The sequence below is a fragment of the Ruegeria sp. AG6 genome (genome assembly GCF_056541565.1).
In genome coordinates this window covers 307,974-328,110 of record NZ_JBQFYQ010000002.1, presented here as the reverse complement: position 1 = coordinate 328,110, position 20,137 = coordinate 307,974, and the positions used below count along the sequence as shown (strand labels likewise).

The 20,137-nt window shown below is 55.9% G+C and carries 18 protein-coding genes; 6 read left to right on the top strand and 12 right to left on the bottom strand.

The genetic code is table 11. The annotated features are described in order from the left end of the window. Positions 1-328: 328 nt before the first annotated feature. The 3 genes from ACR0I0_RS08735 (at position 329) to ACR0I0_RS08725 (ending at position 3,972) form a co-directional block, all read left to right on the top strand. Complete coding sequence (locus ACR0I0_RS08735) at positions 329-1,222, top strand: UTP--glucose-1-phosphate uridylyltransferase (RefSeq protein ID WP_480491014.1); 894 nt, start codon at positions 329-331, stop codon at positions 1,220-1,222. A gap of 69 nt (positions 1,223-1,291) precedes the next feature. Continuing rightward, positions 1,292-2,731 (top strand): mannose-1-phosphate guanylyltransferase/mannose-6-phosphate isomerase, encoded by a 1,440-nt coding sequence (locus tag ACR0I0_RS08730; RefSeq protein ID WP_480491012.1) that lies wholly within the window; start codon positions 1,292-1,294, stop codon positions 2,729-2,731. A 170-nt stretch (positions 2,732-2,901) separates the two neighbouring features. Continuing rightward, positions 2,902-3,972, top strand: coding sequence for a DUF2793 domain-containing protein (locus ACR0I0_RS08725; protein WP_480491010.1), 1,071 nt, complete (start codon positions 2,902-2,904; stop codon positions 3,970-3,972). A gap of 259 nt (positions 3,973-4,231) precedes the next feature. Here the strand turns inward: ACR0I0_RS08725 and ACR0I0_RS08720 are convergent, their stop codons facing one another. From ACR0I0_RS08720 to ACR0I0_RS08705, 4 genes are all read right to left on the bottom strand, one after another. Further along, positions 4,232-4,978, bottom strand: coding sequence for an outer membrane protein (locus ACR0I0_RS08720; RefSeq protein ID WP_253285045.1), 747 nt, complete (start codon positions 4,976-4,978; stop codon positions 4,232-4,234). A gap of 17 nt (positions 4,979-4,995) precedes the next feature. After that, positions 4,996-6,105 carry an HlyD family secretion protein gene (locus ACR0I0_RS08715; protein WP_480491008.1) on the bottom strand — a complete coding sequence of 370 codons (1,110 nt, stop codon included), beginning with the start codon at positions 6,103-6,105 and terminating at the stop codon, positions 4,996-4,998. Between the two features lie 143 nt (positions 6,106-6,248). Beyond that, positions 6,249-7,913, bottom strand: coding sequence for a sulfatase-like hydrolase/transferase (locus ACR0I0_RS08710; RefSeq protein ID WP_209835065.1), 1,665 nt, complete (start codon positions 7,911-7,913; stop codon positions 6,249-6,251). 4 nt (positions 7,914-7,917) lie between these two features. Beyond that, positions 7,918-8,139, bottom strand: coding sequence for a hypothetical protein (locus ACR0I0_RS08705; RefSeq protein ID WP_480491007.1), 222 nt, complete (start codon positions 8,137-8,139; stop codon positions 7,918-7,920). Between the two features lie 57 nt (positions 8,140-8,196). Here ACR0I0_RS08705 and ACR0I0_RS08700 point away from each other — a divergent pair, with 57 nt between their 5' ends. Continuing rightward, entirely contained in the window at positions 8,197-9,144 is a 948-nt protein-coding gene (locus tag ACR0I0_RS08700) for an AraC family transcriptional regulator (RefSeq protein WP_480491005.1), read from the top strand. A gap of 162 nt (positions 9,145-9,306) precedes the next feature. On the opposite strand, the gene ACR0I0_RS08695 is transcribed toward ACR0I0_RS08700, so the two are convergent. From ACR0I0_RS08695 to ACR0I0_RS08660, 8 genes are all read right to left on the bottom strand, one after another. Further along, a complete protein-coding gene (locus ACR0I0_RS08695; RefSeq protein WP_480491003.1) occupies positions 9,307-10,296 on the bottom strand; it encodes a HupE/UreJ family protein in 990 nt (329 codons plus the stop codon). After that, a complete protein-coding gene (locus tag ACR0I0_RS08690) occupies positions 10,293-11,123 on the bottom strand; it encodes a peptidyl-prolyl cis-trans isomerase (RefSeq protein ID WP_480491002.1) in 831 nt (276 codons plus the stop codon). The genes ACR0I0_RS08695 and ACR0I0_RS08690 overlap by 4 nt, the downstream gene beginning before the upstream one ends. Before the next feature lie 157 nt (positions 11,124-11,280). After that, on the bottom strand, positions 11,281-13,137 hold the full coding sequence (locus ACR0I0_RS08685; RefSeq protein ID WP_480491000.1) for a DUF3604 domain-containing protein: 1,857 nt from the start codon (positions 13,135-13,137) through the stop codon (positions 11,281-11,283). A 265-nt stretch (positions 13,138-13,402) separates the two neighbouring features. Next, on the bottom strand, positions 13,403-14,551 hold the full coding sequence (locus ACR0I0_RS08680; RefSeq protein WP_171636400.1) for an energy transducer TonB family protein: 1,149 nt from the start codon (positions 14,549-14,551) through the stop codon (positions 13,403-13,405). Further along, on the bottom strand, positions 14,548-14,925 hold the full coding sequence (locus ACR0I0_RS08675; protein ID WP_152460515.1) for an ExbD/TolR family protein: 378 nt from the start codon (positions 14,923-14,925) through the stop codon (positions 14,548-14,550). Before ACR0I0_RS08675 ends, ACR0I0_RS08680 begins: the two co-directional genes overlap by 4 nt. A 4-nt stretch (positions 14,926-14,929) precedes the next feature. Next, on the bottom strand, positions 14,930-15,256 hold the full coding sequence (locus tag ACR0I0_RS08670) for an ExbD/TolR family protein (RefSeq protein ID WP_171636402.1): 327 nt from the start codon (positions 15,254-15,256) through the stop codon (positions 14,930-14,932). Between the two features lie 31 nt (positions 15,257-15,287). Further along, entirely contained in the window at positions 15,288-15,953 is a 666-nt protein-coding gene (locus ACR0I0_RS08665) for a MotA/TolQ/ExbB proton channel family protein (RefSeq protein ID WP_171636404.1), read from the bottom strand. Further along, a complete protein-coding gene (locus tag ACR0I0_RS08660) occupies positions 15,950-16,378 on the bottom strand; it encodes a hypothetical protein (RefSeq protein ID WP_171636406.1) in 429 nt (142 codons plus the stop codon). The genes ACR0I0_RS08665 and ACR0I0_RS08660 overlap by 4 nt, the downstream gene beginning before the upstream one ends. 650 nt (positions 16,379-17,028) lie before the next feature. Here ACR0I0_RS08660 and ACR0I0_RS08655 point away from each other — a divergent pair. Both ACR0I0_RS08655 and ACR0I0_RS08650 read left to right on the top strand, forming a co-directional pair. After that, on the top strand, positions 17,029-17,841 hold the full coding sequence (locus ACR0I0_RS08655) for a FecR family protein (protein ID WP_245218155.1): 813 nt from the start codon (positions 17,029-17,031) through the stop codon (positions 17,839-17,841). Positions 17,842-17,898: 57 nt separating this feature from the next. Further along, positions 17,899-20,130 carry a CHASE2 domain-containing protein gene (locus ACR0I0_RS08650; RefSeq protein WP_480490998.1) on the top strand — a complete coding sequence of 744 codons (2,232 nt, stop codon included), beginning with the start codon at positions 17,899-17,901 and terminating at the stop codon, positions 20,128-20,130. Positions 20,131-20,137 lie beyond the last annotated feature (7 nt).

Here is a 20,137-nt window from a genome sequence, read left to right as displayed (position 1 = left end):
GCTGCAACACAGTCGGGTCGGTTCGGGGAACCTCGTGATCTGCAAGATACGCCGCGAAGAACAAGCCTATGAATTTTTCGTGATCGACCAATGCGATATATCCCGCTCTTCACCGTGCAGTCAGCCAATGATCCAAGCACATGGTACGCAAATTCAGTATGGATACCGCATCAGAGCGGGCTTTTGACTCCTCCTTGGCAAGGTGGCACGATTTGACTGATAGCAGCCTGATCCATCAGGCATCATTGATTGACAGGGCATTGCGGCCTATGAGGACATTCCGGACATTTCCTGCTCTGCTGGCAAAACTTGATAATTGAGAGGCACCATGACACGCAAAGTTACCAAAGCGGTTTTTCCTGTAGCGGGCATGGGAACGCGTTTTTTGCCAGCGACAAAATCCGTTCCAAAAGAAATCATGACGCTGGTGGATCGTCCATTGGTGCAATACGCAATTGACGAAGCCCGTGCAGCCGGGATCAAGGAATTCATTTTTGTAACGTCACGCGGGAAATCCGCGCTGGAAGACTATTTCGACCACAACCTGGTGCTGGAGCAGGAGCTGAAAGCCAAAGGCAAAAACAAACTTCTGGACGTGCTGAACAAAACGAATATGGAAAGCGGCGCGATCGCTTATATCCGCCAGCACAAAGCTCTGGGGCTTGGACACGCGGTCTGGTGCGCCCGGCGGCTGATCGGCGATGAACCATTTGCCGTCATGCTGCCTGACGACGTCATCGCCGCCGACAAACCCTGTCTGCAACAGATGATCGAGGCCTACGGAGACACCGGTGGCAACATGGTCGCGGCGATGGAAGTTCCGAAGGAAAAGACCAGCTCTTACGGCGTGCTCGATGTTGGCGACAGTATCGGGTCCGTCGTCCCCACCCGAGGCATGGTTGAAAAGCCTGACCCATCAGAAGCGCCATCCAATTTGGCAGTCATCGGCCGGTACGTGCTTCGGCCGTCCGTTTTGAACAACCTCAACGCAAAAAAAACCGGAAGCGGTGGCGAAATCCAGCTGACCGACGCCATCGCCCAGGACATTGCCGCCGGAGTGCCGGCCTACGGCTATAAATTCGATGGTCAGCGATTTGATTGCGGTTCAAAATCAGGCTTTTTGCAAGCCACCGTTGCTTTTGCTCTTGCCCGCGAAGACCTGCGCGATGATCTGAGCCAATATCTGAATGACATTGTCGCCACGGGGAAAGCTGCTCAGTAGTCACAGATTGTTTTACTTGACCAAAAACATGGCAATACTGTCAGTCACCCGCAATTCGAAGGCACGTGCATGACCAATACAGTCTACCCCGTCATTCTTTGCGGTGGTTCGGGAACACGTTTGTGGCCCCTGTCGCGCAAAAGCTATCCCAAGCAATTCGTTCCTCTGGTCGGTGAAACAAGCCTGTTGCAGAATTGCGCGGAACGGATGCTCGGCCCTTCTCAGGCCCCGTATGCAAAGCCACTTGTTCTGACCAACGAGGCTTTTCGCTTTATTGTCCCGGAACAATTGATGGCCGTCGGAATTGACCCCGGCCCAATTCTGATCGAGCCCGAAGGTCGAAACACCGCCCCCGCTGTTCTTGCTGCAGCCTTGTATCTGGCGGCGCGAGATCCGGATGGCATCATGCTGGTGGCGCCGTCTGATCACGTGGTTCCGGACATGGACGCCTTTCATCAAGCCGTCGCCGAAGGCGTACGGGCAATAAGTGAACGGCGCGATCTGGTAACTTTCGGCATCACTCCAACGCACCCGGAAACCGGATACGGCTATCTCAAACTCCGCCATCCGCCGGATACGTCCCAAGAAGCTGTTCCATTGGATCGTTTTGTGGAAAAACCTGACCGGAAAACGGCCGAGGCTATGCTGTCGGATGGCAGCTATCTTTGGAACTCGGGGATCTTCCTGTTTGCAGTTCGCGATATCCTTGCAGCTTTTGAACAGCACGCGAGCGAACTGATCCCGCCGGTTCAAAAGGCCGTAGCCGAGGCAAAAACGGATTTGGGATTTCTTCGACTGGACCCGGCGGCATGGGCAGGTGTGGAAGACATTTCGATAGACTATGCAGTGATGGAAAAGGCCCTGAACCTGAGCGTGGTGCCTTATTCCGCTGGCTGGTCCGATGTCGGAAGCTGGACCGCGGTCCAAGAGCTGTCGAACCCCGATGAAGACGGTGTGGCGACCAACGGAGAAGTAACAGCAATCGACTGCCGCAATGCACTGATACGGTCCGAGTCTCCGGCACAGGAAGTCGTGGCAATGGGTTTGGAAAACGTAATTGCCATTGCGATGCCCGATGCGGTTCTGGTCGCGAGCATGGACAAGGCCCAGGACGTGAAACAGGCCGTTGCAGCGCTGAAGGCCAAGGGGGCGAAGCAGGCAGAATCCCTGCCGGTGGATCATCGTCCGTGGGGCTGGTTCGAAAGCCTTGTGATCGGAGACAGGTTTCAGGTCAAACGCATCCATGTGCATCCCGGTGCGTCGCTCAGCCTGCAATCTCACCATCATCGTTCCGAGCATTGGATCGTGGTTGAAGGCACGGCCAAGGTCACTATCGATGATCAGGAGCGTTTGGTAACCGAAAACCAATCCGTCTATATCCCACTGGGAGCGACACACCGAATGGAAAACCCCGGGAAAGTTCCCATGGTTTTGATCGAAGTTCAGACTGGCACCTATCTGGGTGAAGACGACATCATCCGATACGACGACATCTACGCCCGAGATTGATTCCCGGGCATTGCTCTGCACGGGAACGCCTATCGGCGGGTTCTCCGCAGACATCAGAATCTTACCAAAATCTTCCCTGGGCGGTCGGCCCGGTCAGACAGGATTGACGCGCTTTGCGGCAGGGTAGCGCGCAACCGAAGCTTCGGACCGACGCCACAGGAGGACCCCCCGTGTCACAAACATCCCCCCGATTGAACCTGCCTTTGCTGCAACCGGCACAAGCGCAAAAACACGTTACCCACAACGAAGCCCTGAGACAGCTCGATCTGGTCGTGCAACTCTCGGTACGGTCCACAGATTCCGGGACACCTCCTGTTGTCCCCGAGCAAGGCGAAGTTCATGCCCTTGGAGCCAACCCGACCGGGGACTGGACAGGACATGCCGGTGAACTTGCCGCCTGGCTGGACAACGCCTGGCATTTTGTGGCCCCCGACATTGGCTGGCGCGCCTGGGATGAAGCGGCCGGAGATCTGAAATACTGGACAGGAACAGCCTGGGCCCCCCTTCCAGTCAGCACTCAGAACCTGGACGGAGTCGGGGTCGCGACCAATTCAGACAGTACGAACCGTTTATCCGTTCGCAGCCCGGCGACCTTGCTGAGCCACGAAGGCGGCGGGCATCAGCTGAAGATCAACAAAGCCAGCGCAGGTGATACCGCGTCGCTGTTGTTCCAATCGAACTGGACGGGTCACGCGGAAGTGGGACTGTCTGGCACAACCGGATTTTCCATCAAAGTGTCTCCTGACGGCGGCAATTGGACTGAAGCGATGACCTTTGATCCCGTAGCCGGAACCGTGTCGGGGGCAGCTGTTCAGGCGGACGCCAGCGACACGACTTCGGGCCGACTGATGCGCGCCGACTACGGATACGGCCCTGGAAACCTTCTTGGAACAGTGGCGGAAAACGCAGGTGTTCCGACCGGCGCTGTCATTGAGCGCGGCAGCAATGCCAACGGAGATTATGTGCGGTTTGCCGACGGCACTCAGATCTGTACGGCCACTCTTGCGCCCGTGGCCTGCACGACTGCTGAGGGTGCTCTTTTCAAAAACGGCCCAATAACCTGGGATTTTCCGGCTGACTTTTCGACGCCCCCGAACCTGAACGGTACCGGAGGTATTGCAACCCGTTTTACCGGGTTTGATACACCTTCGTCGTCCCAATCGACATTCATTGTCTTCTCGGCGATCTCGGATGCGGCAGCCTTGGCGCCATCCGTCACGGCCATTGGTCGCTGGTTCTGACAGGCAGGGCCGCCTGGATACCGGAATCAGGCGGCCAATCCGACAGCAGATCGGTTGCGACCCGTTCCGCGTTTACCCGCGCCACCAGATTTGCAGCCCTTCATCACACCGGCAAAAGCAGGATGGTTGGTGGAGCGCCCGCTCACGGAACGCAGCAAACAACTTGTAAGAAAAAGTTTGCACCGACCAAACATGCACGCCTCCCCGACTGACGTCTCGTACCAAGTCAAAGCCGAAGACAATATTCGTTTACAATCAATCAGAATCGGTAGGTCGCCCCGATCACCGGCCCGGACTGATGGAACTCGAAATCATTGCCGCCAATCTCATGGTCGAAGGCGATATAGCGATATCCGCCACGGATCACCCATCTGTCATTGATAGCATAATCTGCCGTCAACAGAACCTGCCACGTTTCGCTGTCACTGCGGAAGCCGCCATAATCAACGAACCCGGTTCCCGTCCATTTGTCGGAAAAAACGTAACGTATTCTTGCGCCAATGACCGGGTCTACCCAATCGTCGTCCACAACGGTCGTGCGCCCAGGTGCCGAACCGGACGTTAGTGTGAAATTGGTTTCGGTGCTGAACCATCTGAAACCACCGGCAATGTCCAGTTGAACGGAAGGATCTTCATAGACCCGATAGGCCACGTACCCACTTAGGAACTGGGTGGTGAATGATGTATCGAGAGTGGATCCAGACGGACCGGCACCACTGTTGCTGAAGGATAAATTTGTATAATTGTAGTCAGCCAGCAGGCTCCAACGCCCATTGGATGCCGCAAACGCGCCCATAAAGGCGAAATCCAGGTTGCTCAGAGCGTCAGAAAAACTCAACGTGCCGTCCAATGTTCCTGACGGGGTTTCGATAGACGTTTCCGTTTCAGGCATGAAAAGGTAAATCGTCGCTTCATGGGACCAATCGCTTTGCTGCGCGGAAGCGGTTGTGCCAAACGCCGCAACCAAGGCCAAACCCGTGCCTTTTATTGCCAGTTCTGTTTTCATCTCGTCCCTCCAATGTTTCAGATGTAATTCAGCTTTTTGGTGATCCAGAACAGGATTTCCGCCAACACACCGATTGCGCCCGCCTTGTCCGTAACCACCAGCGCAGTGCCGGAAGTCCCGAATGGAAAATCTTCGATATTGATCTGGTCCGGAACTTCGATTAGCACCGGATAGCTGGACACGCCAGCCAGATCGCGCAGTGAAGGAAGGCCCGTGCGCGAGTCAACAACGCCCTCTGCCGTTCCTACGGGCAACGATATGACGGTCCCTGGTAATTCGCCGCCCGGCTGGATTCGCAGCGCAAGGCGGATCTGGTCGCCGACGGAAACGTTCATGCGACTTGATTGGGGCAAACTTGCGATCAGATGGCGGTCATCGGGGACAACAAAAGAGATCGCCCCCTGTGCGATAGATACACGATTTCCGGGACGCAGAGAAACGGCGGTGACAAAGCCGTCTTCCGGCGCGCGCACGACTGTTTGTTCCAGCTTCCAAAGCGCCTGCGCCAAAGCCTGCTCAGCCTCGACCACGCCGGCATCAATACCGTCGATCTTGGCGGCAATCCGCCGCTCCAGACCGGCTTTGCGCGCCTCGGCCGCGCGCAGGCTTGCGGACAATTGATCGATGGCAGACACAGCTTCCTGCAACTGGAAGGTCGTCGATGCCCCCCGCTTCTCAAGATCGACAATGTCGTCACGGCGCTGGACGCCAAAGGTCAATTGCGCGGTGAGGGATTCAATGTCGGCTTCCGCCGCTGCCAGATCGGACTGTAACTGATCTGCCGCAGAACGCGCAGTTTCAAGACTGGCTGTCAGCCGGGCGACTTCGATCCGAAAGGGTGTATCGTCAATCCGGAACAGCGGATCCCCTTTCGCAACCCGCTCATTGGGGCGAACCGAAACGTCAACAACAGTACCTGACACATTGGGGGCAATGTTGGTGGCAACGCCTTGCACCGAAACAGGCCCTGTCGGTGTGGTGTGGTTGAGGGCACCGATTACAACCAGAGCAATGATTGCGGCACCCCCATAGACGACAGATTTCCAGAACCGGTTCCATGGAAGCAGCCCCAGCTTGGAAAACACCACCCAGATCACTCCGAAATAGAGACCTAAGACAATAAGCATATGTTTACTCCATTGCGCAGAGCTGCTGATACCAGCGGGGCGCAAGATTGGTTTCGGATGCGGCCAAGAAGTACGCCAACGCTTGCCCTAGTTGCGTGTCGATTTCGCGGCCGCGCATTTCTGTTGACGCGCGCGGCCTTGTTTCATTGTTGCGCCGAAGATCGTTTGACCATGAAAGCCTCGACTGCCTGTTGCGTTTCCGGCCGCAGGTTTTCAATTCCTTCATACGGCATTCCTGTGGCCGGGCCAGTATCGGGGAACAGCTCTTTTCTCGCCATGTGGCGTCCCAGTATGCGGACGAACTCCTGCCCGCCCCAAGCACCAACTTCGGTCGAAACCGGGTACTTTTCGTGCGTGTCGCGCATCACATCAAAGAAATCTGCAATGATTGCGTTTTGACCCGGCCCGGGCAGGTTGAGCTTCAGCTTGTCCTTGACGACCGCCTTTGGGGTATTCACCGAATAGATGATCACGTGATCACGCCGACCTTTGCTTTCATCTTGAAACAGGATCGAGGCAGATTGATCCACGCCATCAATCAACCGGTCTCGGGGAATATGCTGAACCGCGCCGCCGAAACGAGCCAGCGTCGTATAAAGATCAGACACATGAATAATGTTGTTGATCATGCTGTCTGGTTCAATCAGAGCCGGCCACCTTATGAAAGCGTCCACGCGAACGCCGCCCTCGGTCGTATCGCCTTTGCCTCCGCGATAGACCATTGGCGTAAAACCAGATGCCGGTGAATACTTGGTGAAGTGGCCGTTATCGCCCATCAACACGACAATCGTATTATCCGCCACGCCAAGCTCGTCCATGCGCGTGAAGATTTCGCCCAAATACGTATCCAGCTCTTGCAGTTTGTCGGCGTACAGACCTCCATTGACGCTTTCCGGCCCGTCACGCCCGGCCCGCGTGTTGTCCAGCGGGATCATCGGCCAATACTGTAGGAAGAAAGGCTCAGTACCGCCGGCCAAGCGTTCCAGTTCACTCAGGGTTTTGTCCTGAAAAGCTTGGTTCATCTCATCATATTTGGCTGCGTTCCAACGCTCACCCGGCTCCATTCGGATCTCACGAACAGGTCCGCCGGCATTTCCTTCGATCACCGTGGCCATGGCCGATGCATCGGGGCGGAACCAGTCGTCGATCGTGTAATCGTCGACAAAATCTGCGATACCAACAGAAACCTGCTCGCGGATTGCATCGTCATTGAAAATCGTCAGCTGACCCTGTTGATGAACGGCGTGCTGCGCATAGTCGAACCCCTGGTTCATTGCCCAGCTCTCGGCAATGTCACCCATGTGCCACTTCCCGACATGCGAGGTTGCATATCCTTCGGCCTTCAGAACCTCGGCAAGCGTCACTTCCTCTCCGGGCAGACCGAAACCGGCGATGTCGACGGTCGTATCACCCATTCCGATCCGAACCGGCAGACGACCGGTCGTCTGGGCCACACGTGTCGGGGTGCAGGATGGCTCTGTATACATGCGCACCATGCGCATCGCTTCGTCAGAAAAATCGTTGATGTTTGGGGTACTGATGCCGCGTACCGCGTTCAATTCTGGGATACCCATATCCCCAAAACCGATGTCATCGACCAGAATACTGATGATGTTCGGGGGGTTGCCACCGTTCTCGTCTCGAAATGCCGCGAGAGCCTGATCAACGGCTGTATCGTCCTGTTCCCAGGCATCCTTGTTCTGGGCCTGAAGGATATAAAACTCGGAATCATGCGCAATGGGTGCATCCTGCGCGTAGGCAGGTGCGCTGATCGCCAGAGAACCCAGCAAAAACAACTTGAGATCCATTTCTTTAGGTTTCCTTTTTCCTTGGGTTTTCTTCTCGCTCCAGACCCTGTGCGATAAGATCGTGGGCGACACTGGAAAGTGTCTGACCGGTTAAATCCGCAAGACGCGTAAGCCTGTGACGCTGTGAGGGTGTAAGAAGGGTCACGATCCGTTCCGACCGCACTTCTGCTTTCGGAAGCGGAGGGCGACCACGTTTGGGCGCGGAAAGCGGATCGGGCAATTTCATTTGAACATATTCCTATGTTTCGACTAAGCTTTTCATGCAAACTACAGGGGAGATATTTTGCACCGCATCAAAAAATCGACAAAACTAGACTTGGCCCCGCCCGAAGCGCCCCGGTTTTTTGCGGCCACTTTCCGTGATCCGAACCAGATCGCCGCAATATCCAAATGGGATATGGATTTCCGTCAGATCGAAGACGGCGAAATGCAGGCTGATTTCAAGGTTAGATCCGGCCCGCTTATTTCCGTTATGAAGTTTGGTTTCTCGCGGCGTGTGCACCAGATCGGCGCGTCTCCGAAGGGGCACATCACATTTGGCATCCCTACCCATTCAAGACTGACGGACTGGAACGGTACCAGCATCGAAACGCCACCGTTTCTGTCCTTCGGCAGCGGCGATGAGTTCGACTGTATCAGCGACAGCGGGTTCGGCGGATATACGATGACCGTTGAAACTGAGAATGCGATGAAAATAGGCGAGAAGCTGGGGATCGCAGTTTCTGATACGGAATTCCGGGCATTTTTGTTACCTGCAACGCCACCTGATCGCTCGGCTGCGCTTTTGAACGACATTCAGACTTTGTTGGCGAACCCAAATTCGTCAGAACAGGGCGAAACCCATTTGATCGAAGAGATACTGCGGATCGCTTTGGGGGGCGGGGCGGATCGCAGGGAACCGCGGATAAACCGAAAAGCTCTGGCACTTGCTGCGGCCATTGATCGGATGACGGCGACCCCGGACGAAAACGTCCCCATCAGCGAGATCTGCGGGGATATCAGTGTGTCATTGCGCACATTGGAACGCGCGTTCAACGAAAAATTCGGTATCGGCCCAAAGGCCTATTACACAAGGCTCCGCCTTAACAGGGTTCGCAGCCTGCTTGCAGAACAAGGCAAAGATCTGTCAATTTCTGACGCCGCAAACCGATATGGCTTTTGGCATATCGGGCAGTTCTCACAAGATTACAAAAAGTGTTTCGGCGAATTGCCATCGGCCACTGTCGATTGAAAACACTTGGCTTTGTGCTGTTTGTGACCATGGCCTTTCATGGAAGCAAAATCGAAACCGCGCAAAAGCTCAGCAGGTCAGGCTCGGGCCGCATTCCATTTCAGGCACATGCGCCGTCATGATCCACAAAATTTTGCTCAACTCTCGCGACTTCGCCACGGTTCAAAAACCGCTTATGCGTTCTATCAGCCAGTACATTGACACTGAGCCGATCCCATACGCGGTCAAGACCGTGGCATGTTTGCCAACCGGAAACGCGATCAGCCGCCAGGTCGCCATCAGAAGAGCCAAGGCAGCAATAAAACTCAGCTGCCCGGCTTCGACACCGAGGTTGAAGGCCAGCAATGCCGCGGGAATATCGTTAGGGGGCAACCCGATATCAGCCAATGCCCCTGCAAAACCTAGGCCGTGCAAAAGCCCGAACCCGAAGCATACGATCCAGGGTTTCTGTTTTGAAAGCCGGAACCGTCCTTCGCCACCTTTGACGATCTCCATCGCCAGAAAAACGATGGACAGTGCGATAACGGCCTCGACCGGTGGTCCGGGAACATTCAAAACGCCCATCGTTGCCAGCGCCAAGGTTATTGAATGCGCAAGTGTGAACGCTGTTACGGCTCCGACAAGTTTCCATGGATCGCGGACCAGAACAAACAGCGCAAAGACAAACAGAAGGTGATCCCAACCTTCCAGTATGTGTTCAAATCCCAACTGGGAATATGCGGCAAACACTGACCATGTCGACTGTTCAGAAGGTATGATTTGAACATTGATATCCGGTGTAAAACGAAACGTAGTAGGTTGCGCATCCTGGGGATGCACACGCGCCAGCACGTCGTTTCTCTGAGTCTCAAGGCCCTCAATGGCAATGGGTTGGCCCGCGATACCCGCCTGGCATTCGACGACCCAGGACGAAACCCACCCTCGACCGTCGGATATGGGATCCGGGCCACGCGCCGGAGTGCAGCCATCTGGCAAAACTGCGTCAATCGCCATCGGTTGGCCATTCACGTCGGGCTTTCGCCAATGAACGCTCCAGGTGTCAGAGGCAATCTGACGAATTTCCAGAAATCCCGGATCAAGCGCGTGCGCAGCAGCGAAATTTGCAGGCCACACAAACAGCAGCGCAAACAGTAAGCAGATCAAAGCTCTCATTTAGCCGGGCCTGAAAGATCGGGGGCCACAATCTCGTATTTTTCGGCCAGAGACTGATATTGCGCTTGCGCCAGATCTTCACTCATCGCGCGGCGCCAGTCCCGCAGCACCGTATTGTGAATTTCAGCAAGTGGCGGTGTTCGGCTGGGCTCGACCGCAACGACCTCGACAAGGTGGATACCGTAACCTGACCGGATCGGACCCGTCCACTGACCTGTTTCGACCTCTGTTATGCTATGCGAAAACCCTCCTCCAAAGACCGACTCGACAACCCGCGTCGCGGACAAAGGCATTGATGCCGGCAGCAAGGTCGAACCGCCCAGATCGGAGATGTCTTGCTTGGCGCGCAGGGTGGCCAGGGCTTTCTCGATTTCGGCCTCTCCGGGCTCCTCTCCAAGAAAGGCCTGATTAAAAGCCACCATGACAGGCGTTGCATAGCGTTCCGCGTTTTCCTGAAGAAAAACCTCCAGATCTTCGTCATTCGGAACGATGGAAGTGGCAATGGCTTCGGTCAGATAATCCATTTTTTGGCTCAGCCGGGTCCTTATCAAGGGATCTCCGCGATCCAGACCAAGTTGTCTTGCCTCCCGGACCAGAACCTCTTCACGAATGGATGCGTCGACCAAAGCCTTCAGTTCCGCATCGCTTGGAGGGCGTTTCCACTGCGCTTCGAAACGAGCGGACAAAAGCGCAACGTCATCCTGGTCGAGTGTTATTTTCTCAATATCTTCAACGTTCTCGCTTTCCGGCGCTACAATATGGAACCAAACAAAAATTGCCGCTCCTATCAAAAAAAAATGGAGCAGAGGTTCTTTCAGTACTCGCATCAAGCCTCCTGCGTGAAACGTGGCCAGATTGTTTGTTCAGATGTTGGCGTCATCGGGTCGGGTTTTGCATGATGATGCCCTCCGCGTGTTACAGTAACGCGGAGGACGCACCGAGGTAAGGTCATTAACTCGGCTTGTGTTCCAATCGCAGAACGGATCACTCTGCCGGGGTGTACCAGATCGGGGACGAATAGGCGCGTTCCTGATGCGTAAGCACTGCATCCTCGGGCAATTCGATACCATATCTCAACTTGTCATACAGGATCCAACGCGGCGTTGGAATTTCGATGGCGCGGACGTAGTAAAATGCGCGCGCATTCGGATCGAAATCCGGGTCTGACCATACGGTGACAAGTTCGGCCGTTCCGATTGTGTTGGTCCAGCTGGCAGTATCCACGTCCACAGTGTTTCCAACCGCAGGGACTTTGCCGTTTTGATCGACCTCGCGGTTATCCGACCATGCGACGTCGTAGACCTTTTCCTGCAAGGCACCTTCAGAATCGAGCCATCCCTTTATCACTTGAACACGGTCAAGATTGGCACCAACCGGGTCGCGCAGAGCGGCGATCAGGAAGCTTGGCGCAGCCTCACCCTCGCGCGGGCGCAGGTCCGAACCCATTGGCACCCCTTTGGTATAGCCAACATTGGCCAGAAAACGGGTTTCAACATCAGCTTCACTGAAATCCCATCCGCCAAAGAACCGCAGGCCGATCCTTGGCCCGGTCGTTGCATAGGTTTCGCGGCGCTTGAACGCGTCAAAGATCGCCGCGCGTGTATTCTCAGTAGCCCAGACAGCCGTGTATCCGGAGGCGACAAGCAGGTCGCCGGGAATTTCACCAAGGTCATTGGCTATGAACGGATGCTTGATACGCGAGGCTGAGGGCTCGACGCTGACGGATTTTCCAAAGAAGTTGTCTTCTTCGGCCGTGGCCAAAGAGGTATGGCTGTCCGTCGCACCCCCCATGCCGAATTTATAGGGGTTCACGCCAAACTTTTCTTCCAGCATCAATCCGCGTTTCAATGCCTCTCGGGCGTATTCTCCGGCCAGCATGTCATCGGTTTTCAACTCGGTTATGTCCAGATTGCCGACGTCCCAGTTCTCGTAATCGGCAAATTCATCATCCGGGCTCAGGAAAGGATGCGCTTCACCGTCACCCTTGATCTGGGTGACTTCGTAATGGGGCTCCCATTTTGCGCGGGCCGCGACATATTCCTCGTCAACCTTGCCGCCGTGATAGGTGTCTTCGGTTGGGAACATCCACCCATTCGACAGGTTCCCGTTATGGGCAAAGGCAACTGCACGCCCCCCCGTTTTTTCCTGATACTCTTCAAGCCAGGCATAAAGCGCCTTTGGATCCGTATCACCGTAGGGCGGTTGCGTGACCGGCGGCACCATTTGAAGCGCCCTGATTGGCCCATCCCGCAGCATGACATTACGGTGCAAGTTGAACCCTTTCGGTACCGAGGTCCATTCAAAGCCGATGAAAGCGGTAAAAGTGCCGGGGTCATTGTGCCGCTCTGCCGCCAGAACGATGCTTTCCCAGGTAAAGGCAAATGCATCGGCACCGGGGCTGTACGATTCCAACAGGATTTCCGGCAGTGTCATTTGCGAAAAATTGGTGATGATGTCGAAAGCCGCTTTACCGGCTTCTTCCCCGCCGGCCTTGTACCCCTTGTACCACTCCAGTCCTTTGGGATCAGAAAGAACGCCCGGCTTGCCAGCCTGCAAATCCGGCGCGAACCCCATCAGGTCCGTGTGATCCGTGAGAACCATCCAATCCAATGGTCGTGACAGTCTTACAGGCTGGCCCGTTGAAGAAATGACTTGCTCACCCTTGGCGAAACGCCACGCCTCATCCGGCAGCAAGGTGTTCCCGAAAGCACCCGCATCCAGCGAAAGCCCGGTGTGAAGGTGAGTGTCCCCCCATAATGGACGTTCAGGAAATGTGCGTTGGGCGTAAGGGGAATACGGCTGATCAGAAAACAATCCCTCGGCAGCATCTTCGCTGGGCACGGCGTCGGCACCAACAACAGCGGGGACCAATATAAGTGAGATTATGCAAGCAGATTTCCGAAACAAAGTGACCTCCCAGTTCAGGAATACTTAGCTATGAGGGCGAATTTCATCGCGCCATCATTATATTCCTATTTTCTTATATCACATTCTATCGGCCAAAGGGTATTTTTAATCTCAGAGCTGCAAACCCGCGCAATCAGGGAATTCGGCGAAAGCCCTTAGGGTGATCGCTAATCGTGTTCACCTGACAAGACCCGTCGGATCATCTTATCTGATAGTAAAATGAAAGCTTCCGGCTGACGCCCCCAGGTGGGCGCGGGAAAGGTGCGGCGGTTCGAACCTGTTCTTTGGCTGCGCGCTCTATTTCCGGCGAGCCAGAGCTTTCGACGACATCAACCCAGGCCAATGAACCATCCGGGTCAATCTGAAAAAAAACACGCGCATAGCCACGACCGGCAACGTAAACGATTGGCGCCCTGTTCAGATGAACAAGAACCTGACCTGCATAGTTCGTGGTGTCTGAATTTCCCGGCCCCCGCCCGCCTGAACGTGTGCCGCCCCGGTTTTGTCGGAAGGCGTCGACACCCTCTCTTTGATACGTCGCCAGCGGTGATTCAATCGTCTGCTCCGGAAATCTCAGAGCGTCAAAGTTGCTTGACGGATCCAACGCACCCCGCAGGGTGGGTTGCGGGCGTCGGTCTGGAAGGCGAGGCCGCAATGACGTGGCTACGGCCTGTTCGGATCCGTCCACGCTGGCATCGGGTACGGTCAATTCGGCGTCTTCATCCAGAGGTTCTGACGCTTCTTCCGGTATCACAGGTTCAAGTGGGGACGTGTTTTCCGGAACAACCGGAGCCACCTCGACTGGTAACGCGGCGATCTGTTGCTGTTCCTCGGACACCGGTTCTTCGGCAGAAGAAGGCTCAACCGGATCGACCGCCTCTTCCTTAGGCACCTCGGGTGTTTCGGCCAACGCTTCAGGCCTTGCCGACGCAGCACCTTCCGCTTCAGCGGCTTCGCCTTCATCCTCCAGGTTCTGGTCTACAGGGTCCACGACAATCTCATCCGGCGCCCTCGGCTGGATAATCGTTGAATCCCCGGTGTCGGGCGTGAACGTCTCTTGCGGATTCGGCGAGGCCACGCGGGCATCACTTGTCGGAACTTCTGCCTCCTGCGGCTGGGTTGGCGGTTCCACCGGAGGGGTTGGCGGTTCATTCGGAGCGGGCGGTACGGGTTCGATCCTGGTATCGGCCAACTCTTCGAACGCGTTGCTGAGTTCGATTGTGTCGGTACCGGGTTCCCCGGAAGCCGGATCTGACAACTCTGGCACCGTGACAATCAGGCCGATCAGATGCACCAGTACGGAAATCGAAATTGCAATGATTGCAACAGAAATGGACCGCCTGATCATTCTAGGGCCTGTTCGGTCACCAGAAAAACGGTTGGCGCACCCAACCGGCGCAAACTGCTGGTGATCTCCATCAATCGAGAGGCCGACGCATTCCTGTCCGGAACGATCCGCACAGGCCCCGAGTCATGCGCGGCCATGAAAGCTTCCGCCTCGATCGGATTGCCGCGAAAGCTCAATGTCCCGTCCCGATGAAGAACAAGCGCATCCGGCGGCTCGCGGCCGTCAAGGTCCGCTGTATTCACCAGATCCAGATCGGGATCCAATGGCGGTGCAATCGTACCCGTAATCAGAAAAAAGATCAGGATCAGAAAGACGACGTTGATCAGCGGAATGGTGGAATCACGATTTCGACCGGGTCGGATGTAACGGATCATTGCCTCACTCCAACACCCTGACCGTCAAACCTTCGCGCCCACGCAATGGGACAAGCAGGTCCACAAGACGTTGCGCAGTTGTCTCCGGATCAAGGCTCACCAGCACCTGACCGGCTTGGACCTGATCGAACAATTCCTCAAGCGACAGGGGTTGACCGTTCAGGACAACACGTGTGGGGCCAAGTTGCACGAAAAGGCGTTCGGGCGGCGTTGCGTCGGCATTCCCGCCTGTGGCGGCGCTGCTCAACTCGATCTCGCTGAACCGCGAAAACGTTGAGGACAGCATGAAAAACAGCAACAGCAGAAAGATCACGTCGATAAGGGGTGTCATCGACATGCGCCGCCGCACAAAAGGCGCAGTGTTACGCATGTTCTGGGGCGACCGGGGCCTGTGCCGCCGCCTCTGTGCTTTGGATGGAATGACCGGGAACCAGAACCGTACGCAAAGCCTTGTCCGCAAAAACACGCTCGCGTGCGGTTCGGCTTTCAAGCCAGGACAAAACCATCGACGTTGGCATCGCAACGGCCAGACCAACGGCCGTGGTGATCAGGGCCACCCAGATCCCGCCGGCCAAAAGAGACGGATCAACCGATGATCCAGCGGTTTGCAAGCTTTGGAAAGCACTGATCATACCCAGAACCGTACCAAAAAGACCCAGCAAAGGCGCCAGCTGCGCCACGGTGTCCAGCAAACGAAAACCACGTTCCAGCCCGGCAAGCGCCAAACCCGCTTCGGCATCCAGCCGGTCATCGGCCCCCGGAACACCAGATGCGTTCATCGCCGCGCCCACAATAGGGGCAAGATAGCTGCTGCTGTCCGCCAGCCTTGCGCGCGCGGCACTGTGATCTCCTGCGTCCCAGGCTGCCAGAGCTTCAGACAGCACCTTGTGCCGCCCGACACCGCAGGCTGCAAATTGCCAGAGTTTGTAGAGGGTGACGGCCAGCGTCAAAACCGACATGGCGATCAATATCGCCACCACCGGCCCGCCGAGGTCAAATATCTCACGTAGTGCGGCTACAGGACTCATCCCAACAACTCCATTTCCACCCTACTGCTGAGCGTGAGGGTGCTGTCGCATATGTCACTTTCGGAACCATCCACGACGCAGGAGTTCGCGCCGTTGATCAAGGCTTGTCCAACTGTGTCACATGTTCTGTTGGGAAGGTCGAACTGGCGCACCCGGGGCCGGTCGGCGGGCAAGTCACGAAAGTCGAAAAGTGAAAGGTTCAAAACACCACCTTCGGTGTCGAAAATGACGGTTTCGAACACGGCACCGTCGATTGGCTGCCCGGTTTCATTCTTGACCAGAAACGTCAACCTGCACGCGTTGGCGACATTCTCGGCCGAGTTCAGCTCCACAAAGAGCCGTGCAGCAGAATCGGATTGTGCAGGCGCTGTGGACAGCAAACAGCCAGAAAACATGGCCGCGACCATAATGCGACGAAACAGCATGAACAGACTCCGTGTTGCAGCGCTGGAACAATCGGGCAGCGACCGTCAGCTTGCCCATCTGCGTTTCTACCCGAGGGACATGTCACATTAAAGAGCCGCGAAGGGTGGCAAAGTAAAAGGGTCGTCAGCGCGTGTTGATATACGTACGTTCACGGCAAGACATACGCTGCGCAATCAGAATTTCAACTGCACACAATGCTGCTCAGCGCATCTGGACAACCAGCAAGTTGATGTCGGATCTAATTTGAAAAGTCGCACTTTTTCCAAACAGGTGCTTAAGCCGCAACAAAAGGTTCGAAACTGCGCCCGATTAAGGCTGCACAGAAGCGCCCCCAAAGCGGATTTGGAACGTTGTTTTCACTTAATTCTTGCTAAAAGCGCGAAAAATAATGCATATTTGTCTACATTTTTAATGCATATGAATAATAACATGCTTTTCGAGAGGCAAGCGTCGAGCACAGCGCGGTTTCCGTGCTTGAAAGCCCATTGGGGGAAAGGGTTCGAGTTTGTCGTTGTTAAAGATTGTAATGGTTCTTTGCGTTGTCGCGGCCATACCGTCGCAGACCATCGCCAACATCGGAAAAATTATTAGCGTCAAACAAGGCGCCCAAGTTGTTCGCGCGGGAAAAGCACAACCCATTTATTCAGGAATGGAGGTTGCGTCCGGCGACGCGCTCAGCACTGATCAGACTGGCGTAATCCAAATCGTTTTTGTGGATGACACCAAGATTGCCATCGGCCCCAACGCACGCATGGTGCTGGATGTGTCCATGCTGCGAAGTAACCGCAAAGCCAAGAGCTTTGCCGTTCAGGCCTTGGGTGGCAGTTTTCGGTTTATTTCCGGAAAAAGCCGAAAGAAAGCATACTCGATCAGGACTCCGTCGGCGACAATGGCCGTGCGCGGCACCACCTTCGACATGTGGATCGTGTCGGAAAAGCAAAGCGCGATGCTTGTCCTGCAAGGTACGGTCCGCATGTGCGGCAGTCAGGGCGCGTGCAGGTCTTCGGGGCGTCAATGCAGCATGTTCGCAACAAGCGGAGACGGAGGAGTTGGACGGCCTGCCGATCAGGCGCAATACGAACAAGCGCTGAAAAGCGGGTTTCCATTCGTTCAGTCTCAGGAAGGGCTGCTGCCCCCTTTGCAGGTACGCGTTGAAGGGTGCTCAGGTGATGGAGCGCCCATACGGCGCATCGAGACAGACCGGTCGGAAGCCCGTAGAGACCCTCCTCAGCAACGTGAAGCGCAGAATACGGTCACTGGACCTTCGCCTTCCGCGAACAATGAACCGGCAAGAGAAGAACCGGACCCTGCGGAACCCGAACGCGAAGAACCTGAGCAGGAAGAGCCCGACAGAGAAGAACCGGAGCAGGAAGAACCTGAACATGAGGAACCCGAACGGGACGAACCGGAACCTGAGGAGCCCGAACGGGACGAACCAGAGCGGGAAGAAACTGATCCGTAATTGCTCGGGAATTGCTGTTTAACACGCAGTTCCAGTTCCATTTGTCTGGAGGATGGTGTGAGCGACAAGGTGCGGAAATCCAGGAACGGGCGATGGGCCTTCCGCCTCGTGGGGCTGGGGCTGATCCTTTTGGGTTGCTTCATCCGGGCGTGGGATCCGTACCCGGTTCGAATGACGCGCCTGATCTATTTCGACGTTTTGCAAAGATTATCCCCGCGGGAGTTCAATCCCGAACTCCCCGTGCGCGTCGTGGATATTGATGAAGCTTCGCTTGCCAGCTTTGGACAATGGCCCTGGCCCCGCACTTTGGTTGCGCAGTTGGTTCAAAATCTGGGTGACTACGGCGCCGCGACGATTGCGTTCGACATGCTGTTTGCCGAACCTGACCGGTATTCGCCGTCTCGCCTTCTGAATGATCCATCGCTGGCGGGCGTACTGACTGTGGAACGCCATGCCGAAAAGCTGGACAACGATGTCTTGCTTGGAATGGAAATGGCCTACTGGCCCGTGGTGCTGGGCGTGGCCGCGCGATTGTCAGCCAAAGGTGAACCCATTGCGGCCAAGGCCGGAATCATTGAATTCGGGGAAAGCCCCGCCGAGGGGCTGATCTCGGTTCCGCATTGGACGCCGATCGCGCCACCATTGGATCGGGCGGCGGCGGGTGTCGGCGGGGTCAATGTCTCGCCCATCGGTGGGACCGGCATCGTAAGACGTGCACCGGTTCTTTGGAACGGTCCGGACGGTCCGCTGCCAAGCCTTGCCGTCGAAGCACTCAGGGTCGCCCTGGGTGAGACCAGCATTTTTGTGGAAGGCGCGCCTGACGAGGCTGGCATCATGCTGGCCGTCGAAATCGCCGGATACCGTTTGCCGACAACCGAGAATGGCGAGCTTTGGCTGAAGTACCGGCGGGACAGCCCCGACCTTTACATTTCAGCCAAGGATGTTCTGGAAGGTACTGAAGACCCTGGGCTGCGATCCGAAATCGAAGGAAGAATTATCCTGATCGGAACTTCCGCTGCCGGTTTGTTCGATATTCACCAGACGGCACTTGGCGAAAGCGTCCCCGGTGTTTCGATTCACGCCCAGATGATCGAGCAGACTCTGACCGGGGAAATGCTCAGCCGGTCTGACATAACCGCAGCACAGGAACTGCTTGCCTTTGCGTTTCTGGGGCTTGTGGTGATTGCCGTCATGTCCAGCTTTGGTGCCATCGCATCCTTCATCGCCGGTGGCATAGCCGCCGCAGCCGTTCTTGCCATCAGTTGGCTGGTTTTTCAAAACCAATCCATCCTGTTCGATGCCACCTTCCCCCTGATTGGAGGCATCGCAAATTTCGGTCTGCTGGCGGGGTATCTTTTTGTTTCGACCGAGCGCGAAAAGCGCCAGATTCGAAAAGTCTTTTCGCATTACGTGGCCCCGGAAATCCTTGATGAAATGGAGAATTCGGGCCACCAGCTGCAATTGGGCGGAGAAAGTCAGGAAATCACCGTGATGTTTTCGGATATCCGGGGATTTACCGCTCTGTCCGAGTCCGCGTCGGCAACGGAACTTGTATCCTTGCTGAACGCGCTGTTTTCCAGGCTCGGAGATCAGATCCTGCATGAGCGTGGTACGATCGACAAGTTCATCGGTGACGCCATCATGGCCTTCTGGAACGCGCCTTTGCCTGTTACGGACCACCCGTGCCGCGCAGGGCTTGCCGCGCTCAGGATGCGGCGTGCCTTGGCACAGTTCAATGCATCCGAGATCATGCGGAACCGAAAGCCGATAGCGCTGGCAACCGGAATCGCCACGGGGCAGGCCTGCGTCGGCAACATCGGATCGCAAAAACGGTTCAACTATACGGTTATTGGAGACGTCGTGAATGTTTCGGCACGGATCGAACAATGCTGTCGAACGGTCGAGTATGACATTGTCGTTTCAGACGCGGCGTATCAAGCCGGGCGAGATGACCTGGCATTTTTGCAGGCAGGCCAAGTTGACCTGAAAGGCAAAGCCAACCCAGAGCCCGTTTTTGTTCTGGTTGGAGATTCCGCTTTGCGGAGGACCGACGCGTTCCAGGAACTCGTTGCACGGCACGGTAAGTTGATTGCAGCATTGAGAACCCGAAAACCTCAGGGCGACATCGTGCGCATGTGTCAGCATTGCGAAGAACTTGCCGCAGATATCGAACCCGGATTGCGCCAGTTCTATCGCGCTTTGGCGGGTCGCGCCGCTGATTTCCGCGCGGCCTCATCATCCGGGCCGGTCATGTTCACCCGAAACACCAGAATAGCCGGTGGTGTTTAGGCGGCGC

What these genes read in the sequence shown, in the direction of transcription:
- ACR0I0_RS08735 (WP_480491014.1), top strand. Translation starts at nt 329, where the DNA reads ATGACACGCAAAGTTACCAAAGCGGTTTTTCCTGTAGCGGGCATGGGA.
- ACR0I0_RS08730 (WP_480491012.1), top strand. Translation starts at nt 1,292, where the DNA reads ATGACCAATACAGTCTACCCCGTCATTCTTTGCGGTGGTTCGGGAACA.
- ACR0I0_RS08720 (WP_253285045.1), bottom strand. Translation starts at nt 4,978, where the DNA reads ATGAAAACAGAACTGGCAATAAAAGGCACGGGTTTGGCCTTGGTTGCG.
- ACR0I0_RS08715 (WP_480491008.1), bottom strand. Translation starts at nt 6,105, where the DNA reads ATGCTTATTGTCTTAGGTCTCTATTTCGGAGTGATCTGGGTGGTGTTT.
- ACR0I0_RS08710 (WP_209835065.1), bottom strand. Translation starts at nt 7,913, where the DNA reads ATGGATCTCAAGTTGTTTTTGCTGGGTTCTCTGGCGATCAGCGCACCT.
- ACR0I0_RS08705 (WP_480491007.1), bottom strand. Translation starts at nt 8,139, where the DNA reads ATGAAATTGCCCGATCCGCTTTCCGCGCCCAAACGTGGTCGCCCTCCG.
- ACR0I0_RS08695 (WP_480491003.1), bottom strand. Translation starts at nt 10,296, where the DNA reads ATGAGAGCTTTGATCTGCTTACTGTTTGCGCTGCTGTTTGTGTGGCCT.
- ACR0I0_RS08690 (WP_480491002.1), bottom strand. Translation starts at nt 11,123, where the DNA reads ATGCGAGTACTGAAAGAACCTCTGCTCCATTTTTTTTTGATAGGAGCG.
- ACR0I0_RS08680 (WP_171636400.1), bottom strand. Translation starts at nt 14,551, where the DNA reads ATGATCAGGCGGTCCATTTCTGTTGCAATCATTGCAATTTCGATTTCC.
- ACR0I0_RS08675 (WP_152460515.1), bottom strand. Translation starts at nt 14,925, where the DNA reads ATGATCCGTTACATCCGACCCGGTCGAAATCGTGATTCCACCATTCCG.
- ACR0I0_RS08670 (WP_171636402.1), bottom strand. Translation starts at nt 15,256, where the DNA reads ATGACACCCCTTATCGACGTGATCTTTCTGCTGTTGCTGTTTTTCATG.
- ACR0I0_RS08665 (WP_171636404.1), bottom strand. Translation starts at nt 15,953, where the DNA reads ATGAGTCCTGTAGCCGCACTACGTGAGATATTTGACCTCGGCGGGCCG.
- ACR0I0_RS08660 (WP_171636406.1), bottom strand. Translation starts at nt 16,378, where the DNA reads ATGCTGTTTCGTCGCATTATGGTCGCGGCCATGTTTTCTGGCTGTTTG.
- ACR0I0_RS08655 (WP_245218155.1), top strand. Translation starts at nt 17,029, where the DNA reads ATGGAGGTTGCGTCCGGCGACGCGCTCAGCACTGATCAGACTGGCGTA.